Origin of the sequence: Pseudomonas sp. MD195_PC81_125, assembly GCF_014060985.1 — a bacterium.
Classification (GTDB): domain Bacteria; phylum Pseudomonadota; class Gammaproteobacteria; order Pseudomonadales; family Pseudomonadaceae; genus Aquipseudomonas; species Aquipseudomonas parakoreensis.
This window is the reverse complement of sequence record NZ_JABULD010000442.1, coordinates 1-12,693: the sequence shown is the minus strand read 5'-3', so window position 1 is coordinate 12,693 and position 12,693 is coordinate 1. Positions and strand designations below refer to the sequence as shown.

At 63.5% G+C, this 12,693-nt stretch carries 12 protein-coding genes and 1 pseudogene; all 13 read left to right on the top strand.

The features are described 5' to 3' along the window. The first annotated feature begins 41 nt into the window (after positions 1 to 41). Positions 42 to 317: a phosphopantetheine-binding protein gene (locus tag HT737_RS17955; RefSeq protein WP_041074865.1), complete on the top strand. Its 276-nt coding sequence runs from the start codon at positions 42 to 44 to the stop codon at positions 315 to 317. A 9-nt stretch (positions 318 to 326) separates the two neighbouring features. Continuing rightward, positions 327 to 581 carry an acyl carrier protein gene (locus tag HT737_RS17950; protein WP_041074867.1) on the top strand — a complete coding sequence of 85 codons (255 nt, stop codon included), beginning with the start codon at positions 327 to 329 and terminating at the stop codon, positions 579 to 581. Then, positions 578 to 1,123, top strand: a complete 546-nt coding sequence (locus HT737_RS17945; RefSeq protein WP_182403503.1) for a hypothetical protein — start codon at positions 578 to 580, stop codon at positions 1,121 to 1,123. The genes HT737_RS17950 and HT737_RS17945 overlap by 4 nt, the downstream gene beginning before the upstream one ends. Continuing rightward, on the top strand, positions 1,120 to 2,799 hold the full coding sequence (locus HT737_RS17940) for an acyl-CoA synthetase family protein (RefSeq protein ID WP_182403501.1): 1,680 nt from the start codon (positions 1,120 to 1,122) through the stop codon (positions 2,797 to 2,799). The genes HT737_RS17945 and HT737_RS17940 overlap by 4 nt, the downstream gene beginning before the upstream one ends. A 128-nt stretch (positions 2,800 to 2,927) precedes the next feature. Continuing rightward, entirely contained in the window at positions 2,928 to 3,662 is a 735-nt protein-coding gene (locus tag HT737_RS17935) for a glycosyltransferase family 2 protein (RefSeq protein WP_182403499.1), read from the top strand. Beyond that, positions 3,659 to 4,606 (top strand): glycosyl transferase, encoded by a 948-nt coding sequence (locus HT737_RS17930; RefSeq protein WP_182403497.1) that lies wholly within the window; start codon positions 3,659 to 3,661, stop codon positions 4,604 to 4,606. The genes HT737_RS17935 and HT737_RS17930 overlap by 4 nt, the downstream gene beginning before the upstream one ends. After that, positions 4,587 to 6,132 (top strand): annotated as a pseudogene (gene hutH / locus HT737_RS17925) (histidine ammonia-lyase). Before HT737_RS17930 ends, hutH begins: the two are co-directional and overlap by 20 nt. Beyond that, positions 6,125 to 6,550 carry a thioesterase family protein gene (locus tag HT737_RS17920; RefSeq protein ID WP_047290910.1) on the top strand — a complete coding sequence of 142 codons (426 nt, stop codon included), beginning with the start codon at positions 6,125 to 6,127 and terminating at the stop codon, positions 6,548 to 6,550. Before hutH ends, HT737_RS17920 begins: the two are co-directional and overlap by 8 nt. Continuing rightward, positions 6,547 to 7,149, top strand: coding sequence for an outer membrane lipoprotein carrier protein LolA (locus HT737_RS17915; RefSeq protein WP_182403495.1), 603 nt, complete (start codon positions 6,547 to 6,549; stop codon positions 7,147 to 7,149). Before HT737_RS17920 ends, HT737_RS17915 begins: the two co-directional genes overlap by 4 nt. Continuing rightward, complete coding sequence (locus tag HT737_RS17910) at positions 7,133 to 9,472, top strand: MMPL family transporter (RefSeq protein ID WP_182403493.1); 2,340 nt, start codon at positions 7,133 to 7,135, stop codon at positions 9,470 to 9,472. The genes HT737_RS17915 and HT737_RS17910 overlap by 17 nt, the downstream gene beginning before the upstream one ends. Then, positions 9,469 to 10,632, top strand: coding sequence for a sodium:proton antiporter (locus HT737_RS17905; RefSeq protein ID WP_182403491.1), 1,164 nt, complete (start codon positions 9,469 to 9,471; stop codon positions 10,630 to 10,632). The genes HT737_RS17910 and HT737_RS17905 overlap by 4 nt, the downstream gene beginning before the upstream one ends. After that, positions 10,619 to 11,866 carry an NAD(P)/FAD-dependent oxidoreductase gene (locus HT737_RS17900; protein ID WP_047290906.1) on the top strand — a complete coding sequence of 416 codons (1,248 nt, stop codon included), beginning with the start codon at positions 10,619 to 10,621 and terminating at the stop codon, positions 11,864 to 11,866. Before HT737_RS17905 ends, HT737_RS17900 begins: the two co-directional genes overlap by 14 nt. Beyond that, positions 11,863 to 12,588, top strand: coding sequence for a class I SAM-dependent methyltransferase (locus HT737_RS17895; RefSeq protein ID WP_182403489.1), 726 nt, complete (start codon positions 11,863 to 11,865; stop codon positions 12,586 to 12,588). The genes HT737_RS17900 and HT737_RS17895 overlap by 4 nt, the downstream gene beginning before the upstream one ends. The last annotated feature ends 105 nt before the right edge of the window (positions 12,589 to 12,693 follow it).

Here is a 12,693-nt window from a genome sequence, read left to right as displayed (position 1 = left end):
GATTATTTTGCACTCTTACTTCATTAAGGAGCTCGCCGAAGATGAGCGATCTGAATAACCCTGGCCTGGTGCGCGACATCAAACGGCTGATCATCGATGCCCTGGGCCTCGAAGACATCAGCGTCGACGATATCGGTGACGAACAGACACTGTTCGGCGAAGGCCTGGGTCTGGATTCTGTCGACGCGCTGGAACTGGGTCTGGCGATCCAGAAAAAATACGGCATCAAGATCGACGCCGACGCCAAAGACACCCGTAACCACTTCACCAACGTGGCGAGCCTTGCGGCATTCGTCACGGCAAAACAGGCAGCTTGAGACCGGACCATGCAAACTCGTGACGACATTTTCAACACCCTGCGCGATGCCTTGGTCGAGCTGTTCGAACTGGATCCGGGGCGCATCAGCCTGGAGTCCAACCTGTATCAGGATCTGGAGATCGACAGCATCGACGCGGTCGATCTGATCGATCACATCAAACGCCAGACCGGCAAGAAAATCGCCGCCGAGGAATTCAAGTCGGTGCGCACTGTCGGTGACGTGGTCGAGGCGGTCTACCGTCTGGTTCAACCGGCCGCATGAGCCGATTGATCGGCCTCGGCCTGCTGCTGGCGGGGCTGCTGTACCCCTTTGCGGTGTATTTCGGCATGGAGCACTTCGCCCCGTGGCAGTTCGGGCTGCTGCTGGGTAGCCTGTGGCTGGCGCGGGCCCTGACTGGCGAGCGCAAGCCAGGCAGTCTGTGGATGGCCTGCGTGGCGATTGTGTTCTGCGTGCTGCTGGCGCTGTTTGACAGTCCGCTGTTGCTGCGCTGGTACCCGGTGCTGATCAGCGGCTTCATGCTGGTGCTGTTCAGCCTGAGCCTGAAATGGGGCCCGCCGATGGTCGAGCGCCTGGCACGACTGCGCGAGCCGCAACTGCCGCCCGAGGCGATCTGCTACACGCGTCAGGTCACCGTGGCCTGGAGCGTGTTTTTCTTCTGCAACGGTTTGTGCGCCGCGCTCCTGACCCTGTGGGCGCCGCTGCATTGGTGGATGTTGTACACCGGCCTGATCTCCTACGGATTGATCGGCCTGATGTTTGCCATTGAATGGCTGATACGACAACGGGTAAGAGGCCGTAAATGAACTGGACAAAACTTGAGCAACTGTTGCTCAAGGCCCTGCCGGGGCGAGCGATCACCGACACCCCGGCCCTCGACCATGCGCAACTGCGCGAGCAGGCGCTAAGCATTGCCGCCGGCCTGCAAGCACGCGGCGTGCAGCGCGTGGCGGTGCATCTGGAAGATGCCGCCGACCTCGCCATCGCCCTGCTCGGGGCCTGGCGCGCCGGCGTCAGCGTCCTGTTGCCCGCGGACCTGCAAGCGCAGACCCGCCAGCGCTGGTCGAGTGAAGTCGATCTGTGGCTGAGCGATCACTCCGATGATTCACACCTGAGCGATCTGTTGCAGCCTGCCCTGCCCGGCGTCGAACTGGATCTCGACCAGTACCGCCTGAGCCTGTGCACCTCCGGCTCCAGCGGTGAGCCCAAGCGCATCGACAAGACCCTGCGCCAACTGGTCAATGAGGTCGAAGCCCTGGAACAGTTGTGGGGGGCGAATCTGGGTGAAGCCTGGATCATCGGCAGTGTCGCCACTCAGCACATCTACGGCTTGTTGTTCCGCGTGCTGTGGCCGCTGTGCGCCGGACGGCCGTTCGTGCGCAGGCAACTGGCGTTCCCGGAAGATCTGCAACGCGCCAGCCGCGAATATCCGGCCTTCGCCTGGGTGGGCAGCCCGGCGCTGCTCAAGCGCATGGGCGACAACCTCGACTGGCCGGCGCTGAGTGCCGTGCGCCGGGTGTTTTCCTCCGGCGGCGCATTACCCGCAGACGCGGCGCAAAGTCTGCAGCAACGCTTGCAACAGTGGCCGACCGAAATCCTCGGCAGCTCGGAAACCGGCGGCATCGCCTGGCGCCAAGGCGCCAGCCTGTGGCAGCCCTTCGCCGGGGTTGAACTGAGCCAGGACAGCGACGGCGCCCTGCTGATCGCTTCCCCCTATTTGCCGGCGGGACATGTCGAACACACCGCCGACGCTGCGTGCATCGCTGCCGACGGACGTTTCGAGCTGCTCGGGCGGCTGGACCGTATCGTCAAACTCGAAGAGAAGCGCATTTCCCTGCCGATGCTGGAACAGGCATTGGTCGCCCACGACTGGGTCGCCGAAGCACGGCTGGGCGTGGTTCAGGAAAACCGCGCAGTACTCGGCGCCCTGCTGGTGCTCAGCGACGCTGGCCTGTTTGCCTTGCGCGAACACGGCCGTCGCAGCCTGACCGAAGCCCTGCGCAAGCACCTGAGCCAGCATTGCGAAGCGCTGGCCTTGCCCCGGCGCTGGCGTCTGGTGCGGCAACTGCCGCTGAACAGCCAGGGCAAACTGCCCCAGGCCGACATCGAAGCACGGTTGCTGGCGCCACGGCCGAAAGCGCCAGAAGTGCTGGAGCAAGTCGAAACCGACGGCGAGTGGAGCCTGCAATTGAGTGTTCCACCGGATCTGGCCTACTTCAGCGGCCACTTCCCAAAAGCCCCGGTGCTGCCCGGCGTGGTGCAGGTCGAATGGGCACTGAACCTCGGCCGACAACTGCTGAACCTGCCCGGAAAATTTGCCGGCATGGAAGTGCTGAAATTCCAGCAACTGGTGCGCCCGGGCGATGAAGTCCAACTGCACCTGCGCTTCGATCCTGAGCGCGGCAAGCTGTATTTCGCCTACCGCAATGACACCGCGACCTGCTCCAGCGGACGCATCCTGCTAGGAGCCGCCGATGCATAACCTGTGGCGAGGGAGCTTGCTCCCGCTGGGCTGCGCAGCGGCCCCAAACCCGGCTCACGCAAAACTGCGAGCGAGTGCTGCGCACTCGAGCGGGAGCAAGCTCCCTCGCCACAGTGGGGATGTGTTCAATGCATAACCCTTGCGCCGTGATTCCGGTCTACAACCATGAAACCGTGATCGGCACCGTGGTCGACGCGCTGCTCGCCCAGGACCTGCCGTGCATTCTGGTGGACGACGCCAGCACCCCGTCGTGCGCGCGCGTGCTGGATGCGCTGGCCGAACGTGATCAGGTGCATCTGGTGCGCCTGACCCTCAATCAGGGCAAGGGCGGCGCGGTGATGACCGGCTTGCGCGAAGCGGCGCGTCTGGGCTTCACCCATGCCCTGCAAGTGGACGCCGATGGCCAGCACGACCTGCACGACGTCGCGCGTTTCGTCGCGGAATCCCGCGCCCACCCGGACGCCATGATCTGCGGTTATCCACTGTTCGACGAGAGCGTGCCCAAGGGCCGTTTGTACGCGCGTTATCTGACTCATGTGATGGTCTGGATCAACACGCTGTCGCTGCAGATCCGCGATTCGATGTGTGGCTTTCGCGTCTATCCGCTGGCCCCGACGCTGGCGCTGATCGACTCGGCACGAGTCGGCAAGCGCATGGATTTCGACTCCGACATCCTCGTGCGCCTGGCGTGGCGCAACCAGCCGATGCGCTGGCTGCAGACCAGCGTGCATTACCCGCTGGACGGCGTCTCGCACTTCCGCCTGTTCCACGACAACGCGCTGATTTCCAGCATGCACACCCGGTTGTTCTTCGGCATGCTGCTGCGCCTGCCCGTCATCCTCTGGCGCCGGTGGCGCACATGAGCGTCGAGACCGACAAGAAGCACTGGGCCGACCGCGAAGAGCGCGGCAGCTTCCTGCTGATGAAATTCACCGCGTTCGCCGCCAAAGTGCTTGGCCGACGTCTGCTCAGTCCGCTGCTGTACGGCATCGTCCTGTACTTCTTCCTGTTCGGCCGTACCGCGCGCAACAGTGCCTGGCAATACCAGCAACGGCTGGCTGACTGGAGCAACCGCGGCGAATTGCGCCCCAGTTACTGGCGCGTGTTCCGCCAGTTCATGGCGTTCGCCGATTCGCTGCTCGACAAGCTCGACGTGTGGAACGGCAAGCTGCGCATCGAGCAAATCGAAATCATCGACCCGGCACTGCTGCGCAATCAGCTGCGCGGCAGTCGCGGGCAACTGCTGGTCGGCGCGCATCTGGGCAACCTCGAAGTGTGCCGCGCACTGGCCGAGATCGGCGAAAAGGTCACCATGAACGTGTTGGTACACACCAAGCACGCCGAACAGTTCAACCGCTTGCTGGGCGAGGCCGGCGCGACCAATCTGCGCCTGATTCAGGTCAGCGAACTGGACCCGGTGATCATGCTGCAACTGCACGAACGCCTGGAGCGCGGCGAGTGGCTGGCGATTGCTGGCGACCGCGTGCCGTTGCACGGCGGGCGCAGCGTCACCGTGGATTTTCTCGGCCACCCGGCAGCGTTTCCGCAAGGCCCGTGGTTGCTGGCCGGTTTGCTCAAATGCCCGGTCAATCTGCTGATGTGCCTGAAACAACCGGACGGTCACTATCGCCTGACCCTCGAACCGTTTGCCGACAGCGTGGTGTGGACGCGCCGTGAGCGCGAGCAGGTCATTCATCAGTGGGCCACCCGCTATGCGCAGCGCCTGAGTCACTATTGCCTCGAAGCCCCGCACCAATGGTTCAACTTTTACCCTTTCTGGAAGACCGATGACGACGCCAACCCATGAGCCGGTAACTTTCGGCGAACGCCCTTTGCGCATCGAAGACGTGCTGGCCCTGGCCAACCGTCAGGCGCCCGTGCAGTTGCAGAGCGACGCCGCTTACCGCGAGCGCATCGCCAAAGGCGCACGGTTCCTCGATTCGCTGCTGGACAAGGAAGGCGTGATCTACGGCGTGACCACCGGTTACGGCGATTCCTGCGTGGTCGCGGTGCCGCTGCATCACGTCGAAGCATTGCCGCGTCATCTCTACACTTTCCACGGTTGCGGGCTGGGCAAGCTGCTCGACGCCCAGGCCACCCGCGCCGTGCTGGCAGCGCGCTTGCAGTCGCTGTGCCACGGCGTGTCCGGGGTGCGAATCGAACTGCTGGAGCGCCTGCATGCCTTCCTTGAACACGACATCCTGCCGCTGATCCCCGAAGAAGGTTCGGTCGGCGCCAGCGGTGATCTGACGCCGCTGTCCTACGTCGCCGCGACCCTGTCCGGCGAGCGCGAAGTGTGGTTCCGTGGCGAGCGTCGCCAGGCTGCCGACGTGCATCGCGAACTCGGCTGGACGCCGCTGGTGCTGCGCCCGAAAGAAGCGCTGGCGTTGATGAACGGCACCGCAGTGATGACTGGTCTCGCGTGCCTGGCCTTCGCCCGCGCTGACTATCTGCTGCAACTGGCCACGCGCATCACCGCGCTCAACGTGGTCGCGCTGCAAGGCAATCCGGAACACTTCGACGAGCGTCTGTTCGCCGCCAAGCCGCATCCGGGACAGATGCAAGTCGCCGCGTGGCTGCGCAAGGATCTGGCAATCGACGCGCCGACCGCGCCGCTGCATCGCCTGCAGGATCGCTACTCGCTGCGCTGCGCCCCGCACGTGCTCGGGGGTGCTGGCCGACAGCCTGAACTGGCTGCGCTCGTTCATCGAAACCGAGCTCAACAGCGCCAACGACAATCCGATCATCGACGCCGAAGCCGAGCGCGTGCTGCATGGCGGGCACTTCTACGGCGGGCACATCGCATTCGCCATGGACAGCCTGAAAAATCTGGTGGCCAACGTTGCCGATCTGCTCGACCGACAACTCGCGTTGCTGGTGGACGAGCGCTACAACCACGGCTTGCCGAGCAACCTGTCCGGTGCTCCGGCGGAGCGCGCCATGATCAATCACGGCTTCAAGGCCGTGCAGATCGGCACCAGTGCCTGGACTGCCGAAGCGCTGAAAAACACGATGCCGGCCAGCGTATTCTCACGCTCCACCGAGTGCCACAACCAGGACAAGGTGAGCATGGGCACCATCGCCGCCCGTGACGCGATCCGCGTGCTGGAGCTGACCGAACAGGTCGCCGCCGCCACGTTGCTCGCGGCCAATCAAGGCGTGTGGTTGCGCGGTCGTGATGAAGACGCGCGTGCGCTGCCACCTTCGCTGGCCGCCATGCACGAAGAGCTGGCCAAGGACTTCCCGCCGGTCATCGAAGACCGTGCACTCGAAGGCGAATTGCGCCTGTGCCTGCAACGTATCGCCGAGCAACACTGGAGGCTGCATGCGTAGCGCCGGAGTGCTGCACGCCGACACGGAAATCCTCGTGCCGTTTTTTGACGTCGACACTATGCATGTGGTCTGGCACGGGCATTACGTCAAATACCTGGAAGTGGCGCGCTGCGCGCTGCTCGACCAGATCGGCCACAACTACACGCAGATGTCCGAGTCCGGTTACGCCTGGCCGATCATCGACCTGCAATTGCGTTACGTGCGTGGCGCGGTGTTCGGCCAGCGTTTGAACGTGCGCGCCAGTCTGGTGGAGTGGGAGAACCGCTTGAAGATCAATTATCTGATTACCGACCTGCAGACCGGCGAGCGCCTGACCCGTGCCAGCTCGGTGCAGGTGGCGGTCGAGATCAGCAGCCGCGAAATGCAACTGGCTTCCCCCAAAGTGTTCACCGACGCGGTGCAGAGGATGCTGCGATGAACCTGTTCTGCAAAGGCCTTGGCGCGCTGGCGCTGCTCGCCGTGTCGACGCTGGCCAACGCCTTCGACCTGCAGCAGCTCAGCGAGCAACTGGCGAAACCGGAAGTGATCCACGGCCAGTTCATTCAGGAAAAGCACCTGCGCGCGCTGCCTCAGCCGTTGCTCAGCAAGGGCAGCTTCGTGCTGGCGAAAAACCACGGTCTGCTCTGGCTGCTCAAGACCCCGCTGCAACAGGATTACCGCATCACCGCCAACGGCATCGCCCGTCGTGACGGCAACGCTTGGCAGTTGCTGCCGAACAAGAGCGCCGGTGCCGAACAGAACCGCTTGTTCCTCGCTGTGCTGCAAGGTGACAGCAGCGGCTTGCAGCGGGATTTCGAACTGGCCCTGAGCGGCGACGCACAGCAGTGGAAACTCACCCTGACCCCGCGTTCGCTGCTGCTCAAGCAAGTGTTCAATCAGATCAATATCAACGGTGGTGAGCTGGTACAGACCATCGAACTGCTGGAAACCCAGGGCGACAGCACCGTGCTGCGCATGCAGGACAGCATTGCAAACCAGCCGTTGAGCGAAGCGGAGCAACATGACTTTGCCGAGTGAGCGCAGGCTGCCGTGGCTGTTCCTGATCCTGCTGCTGGCGGTCGTCGCGCTGGCCGGGTGGCAGTGGCGCGACGGTGCGCCACTGTCGGCCAACCTCATGGAGCTGGTGCCCGGGACCAACCCTGACGCCCTCGAACTGCGCGCCGAACAGCGCATGCAGGAACCGCTCAATCGGGAAATGCTGGTACTGGTCGGGCACGCCGATCGCCAGCAAGCGCTGGCCATGGCGCAAACCCTCGGCGAGCAATGGCAGGCCAGCGGTCTGTTCGAAAAGGTCCAGTGGAACCTGCAGGCGGATCTGCCGGCGCTGCGCACGCAACTGCTGCAAGGGCGGCTGGCGATGCTCTCGGCGGATGATCGGCAACTGCTGACCGAGCATCCCGATGCGTTCATTCAACAACGGGTGCAGGCGCTGTTCGACCCGTTCAACGGTTTCACCTTGGTACCGAGCCAGGATGACTGGCTGGGCCTGACCGGGCGCATCCAGAACAGCCAGCCGAAACACGGTGCGGTGCAACTGGACATCGGCAGCGCCGCACTGGTCGCCGATGCCGACGGCAAGAGCTGGGTGCTGCTGCGCGCGCGTACCACCGGCAATGCCTTCGATATGAACCTGCCGCTGAAAGTCGCCGATCTGCTGCAGCACAGTCGCGAGCAAGCAGCGAAATCCGATGTACAACTGTTGGCCGCCAGCGGCCTGCTGTACGCCGCCAACGGTCAGCAGCAAGCCACCCGCGAAATGACCTGGGTCGGCGGCGGCGCCACCCTCGGTATTCTGCTGTTGCTGCTGTTGGCGTTCCGCCGCTGGCGGGTGCTGCTGGCGTTCGTGCCGGTGCTGGTGGGCATGCTGTTCGGCGCGGTGGCCTGCGTCGCGGTGTTCGGCCACATGCATGTGATGACGCTGGTGCTCGGCTCCAGCCTGATCGGCGTGGCGGTGGATTACCCGCTGCACTATCTGTCGAAAAGCTGGAGCCTCAAGCCGTGGCGCAGTTGGCCGGCGCTGCGCCTGACCCTGTCCGGGCTGACGCTGAGCCTGATCACCAGCGCCATCGGTTATCTGGCGCTGGCCTGGACGCCCTTCCCGGCGCTGACGCAAATCGCGGTGTTCTCCGCTGCCGGCCTGCTCGGTGCTTACCTGTCGGCGGTGTGCCTGCTGCCGGCCCTGCTGAAAAACGTTGAGCTGCAACCGGCGCAATGGCCGCTGCGCCTGGCCGAGCGCTTGGTGCAACTGCGCGAAAACCTGCTCGAACACGTGCGCACCCCGGTGCTGCTGGCGCTGTTGATCGCGTTCTGCGCTGGCGGTCTGGTGCAGCTGCAAAGCAAAAACGACATTCGCCAATGGGTCGGTGCGCCGCAACACCTGACCGATGAAGCCCAGACCATCGCGCGCATCACCGGTTATCAGCCGACCAGCCAGTTCTTCCTCGTGCGTGGCGCCAATCAGCAGGAATTGCTGGAGCGTCAGGCCGCGTTGAGCGAGCGTCTGCAGCAACTGGTCAACCTCGACAAGCTGCAAGGCTATCTGGCCCTCGACCAACTGCTCAGTCCGCCGAGCCAGCAACAGCAAGTGCGCGAAGCGCTGAGCAAACTGCCTCAATACTCGCAGCCGTTGCTCGACCTTGGCGTACCGCTCGCGGCGTTGCAAACCGAGTTGCAGCAGTTGCAGAACCTGCCTGCCGAAGACATCGACGCAGCACTGGCCGGGCCGTTGGGCGAGCCTTACCGCACGCTGTGGCTCGGCCCGACCGAAGACGGCGTGGCGGCGATGACCAGCCTGCAGGGCCTGAACAATACATCACTGCTGCGGGTGCAGGCGCTGGACTTGCCGGGGGTGATGCTGGTGGATCGGCTCGGTGAATTGAACAATGTATTCGCCGCGACCCAGATCAGCGCCGCCGAACTGAAACTCGCCTCCTGCGTGTTGATCGTGCTGGTGCTGATCGTGCCGTTCGGCTTCGGCGGCGCGTTGCGCATCGTCGCCCTGCCGCTGCTGGCGGCGCTGTGCAGCCTGGCCAGCCTCGGCTGGCTCGGTCAGCCACTGACCCTGTTCAGCCTGTTCGGCCTGCTGCTGGTGACGGCGATCAGTGTCGATTACGCGATCCTCATGCGTGAACAGGTTGGCGGTGCGGCAGTGAGTCTGCTGGGCACCCTGTTGGCGGCGCTGACGACCTGGCTGTCGTTCGGTCTGCTGGCCGTTTCCAGTACGCCGGCGGTGAGCAATTTTGGCCTGGCAGTGAGCCTCGGTCTGGCCTTCAGCTTCATTCTCGCGCCGTGGGCCGGACGCCACGTCCACAGCACCAGCGTCGCGGAGCCGGCAGCGTGACGGTCGCCGGCTTCTGGTTGATGGCCCTGGCGCTGTTCGCCGTAGCGACCCGCATCGGTCGGCACTTCGGCCTGATCCCGATCGTCAGCCAGTTGCTGCTGGCCAGCTTCGGTTTGCCGCTGTTGATGTACTTCTGGATTGAGCCGGGCTGGCAAATCAGCGGCGCCGAACTGATTGCGCCAAGGTGGTTGAAAGACCTCTACAGTTTGAGTTTCGCGCTGCTGCTCGGGCACATTCTCAGTGATGTGATCGACCTGCGCCTGGATCGCCAGAGCGTGAAAATCGCCGTGCCGAGTTTTGTTGTACCGTTCGCCTGCGGTCTGGCCGTCGCCTGCTGGCTGCTGCCGGCGCAACCGTGGCTGAACTCGCTGGCAATCGGGCTGGTGTTCGCAATCACCGCGATCCCGGTGCTGTACCTGTACCTGCGCCACATCGACTATCCGCCCGCCGCCACTCGGCGCCTGGTGCAGACCGCAATTCTCATCGACCTGACCTGCTGGACGCTGTTCGGCCTTGCTCAAGGCAGTCTGCATCTGAGCAGCTTGTTGCTGCCACTCGGCTTGGCCTGCGTGCCAGTGCTGTTGCATCTGCTGCGCGTGCGCCGACCGCTGACCTACAGTCTCGGTTTCTTTGCGCTGCTGGTGCTGGCCGAACATTACAAACTCAACGCGCTGATTTTCGGCATCGGTTATCTGCTGTGCATGGCCTTGCTGAAAGTGCCGTTGGTGCTGCCATTGCCGGCGCGGTGGATGAGCCGCTTGCAGACGTGGGTCGCGATCCCGCTGATCCTGACCTTCGGCATCGTGCAGATCGACGTGCACAGCGCCCTGGCCAGCCTCGGCGCGGTGCAATGGGCGGCGCTGCTGCTGTTGCCGATTGCCAGTAAACTGCTCGGCAACTGGCTCGGGCTGGGCTGGGCCGGTGCATCGTTCGAAGGCGCCAGCCGCTGGCGCGAAAGCGTGTTGCTGAACATTCGCGGACTGAGCGAAATCGTCTTTCTCAACCTGTTGCTGCAACAACAGCTCATCAGCCCGGCGCTGTACTTCGCGCTGATGCTGATGGGCCTGATCGCGACGCTGTTGCCGGCCCTGATCGGCCTGCACCGCGCGCCTATGAAAACCAGCGCCACTGCGCCCGGGAGCTCACGTGCCAATCGTTGAAATGGAATCCCGTCAGGTCGTGATCATTGGCGCGGGCCCCTCCGGTGCCATCGCCGCCGCGTTGCTCAAGCGCCAGGGCCACGATGTGCTGGTGATCGAGCGCCAGCATTTCCCAAGGTTTTCCATTGGTGAAAGCCTGCTCAGCCATTGCCTGGATTTCGTCGAAGAGGCCGGCATGCTCGACGCCGTCAACGCCGCCGGCTTCCAGCGCAAGACCGGTGCCGCCTTCGCTTGGGGCGAGCGCTACAGCGCCTTCGATTTCAGCGACACCTTCACCGCGGGCAAGCCGACCACGTTCCAGGTGCAACGCGCCGATTTCGACAAGCTGTTGGCTGATCAGGCTGAATTGCAGGGTGCCGAATTCCGTTACGGCGATGCCATCGTCCGCGTCGATTTCGACCGGGCCAGACCGCAGCTTGACGTGCTGCGCGAAGACGGCAGCGAGTACCGCATCGAAGCGGACTTTGTGCTCGACGCCAGCGGTTACGGGCGCGTGCTATCGCGTTTGCTTGATCTGGAAGCGCCGTCGAATTTCCCGGTGCGCCAGGCAGTATTCACCCACGTTGAAGATCACATCGATAACCCGGCCTTCGACCGCGAGAAGATCCTCGTCACTACTCATCCCGAGTACCGCGACATCTGGTTCTGGACGATCCCGTTCAGCAACGGGCGCTGCTCGGTGGGCGTGGTGGCTGCTGCCGAACACTTCAAGGGGCGCGACAGCGATCTGGATGCCTGCCTGCGCGGTTTCATCGGCGAAACGCCGAGCCTCGCCGCTGTATTGAACAACGCGGTGTGGGACACCCCGGCGCGCACCCTCGGCGGTTATGCGGCCAATGTGAAAACCCTGCACGGCCCGGGCTTCGCCCTGCTCGGCAACGCGGCGGAATTTCTCGACCCGGTGTTCTCCTCCGGCGTCACCATCGCCATGCGTTCGGCGAGCATGGCCGCCGCTGTCCTGCACCGGCAGTTGCAGGGGGAAATCGTCGATTGGCAGCGCGAGTTCGCCGAGCCGCTCAAACGTGGGGTCGACACCTTCCGCTGCTATGTCGAGGGCTGGTACGCCGGTACCTTCCAGGACGTGATTTTTTATCAAGACAGCCAGGCAGACATCCGCCGGATGATCTGCTCGATCCTCGCCGGTTACGCCTGGGATGAACGCAACCCGTTCGTCAGCGAAGCGCGTCGCCGGTTGAAGATGATTTCCGAACTCTGTGCAAAGGACGCCCCATGAATTACTTGAGCGACAGCTACGTCGAGGAAACCCGCTTCGGTTTCTGGTTCCTGCGCAGCCACACCTGGCAGCACCATGTGTTGCGCGTGGCGATCAACGACTTGCGCGGGTTGTTCAGCGAGTCGCTGCCAGCCAATCCGGTGCTGCTGGACGCTGGTTGCGGTCAGGGCAAATCGTTCCGCCATCTGCGCCAGACCTTCGCCCCACAGCGTCTGATCGGCGTCGACGCCGACCCGCACAGCCTGCAATTGAGCGCCGAAGAAGCGGCGCGGCAGGGCTTCGACGTCGAGCTGATCGGCAGCGACTGCGCGACGCTCAATATGGCCGATGCCAGTGTCGACCTGCTGTTCTGCCACCAGACCTTTCATCACCTGGTCGAACAGGAAAAAGCCCTCGCCGAGTTCTACCGCGTGCTCAAACCGGGTGGTTATCTGCTGTTCGCCGAGTCCACCGAGGCTTACATTGATACTTGGGTGATCCGCTGGCTGTTCCGCCATCCGATGCAGGTGCAAAAGAGCGCGGCGCAGTACCTGGAAATGATTCGCCAACAGGGTTTCGAGTTCAGCGAGCGCAATGTTTCGTACCCGTATTTGTGGTGGAGCCGGTCGAAGGATTTCGGACTGCTGGAACGGTTCGGATTGCGCCGGGCGAAGCCGTTTGGCGAGCGTGAGGAAACGTTGGTGAACGTTGTCGCCCGCAAGCCATTGCAGGAATCCATCTGATGTACCACTTTCGATCAGCACAGCTAAACCCCTGTGGGAGCTGGCTTGCCAGCGATAGCGGTGTGTCAGTTAACCAAAATGCTGGATGTGCCGCCGCCATCGCTG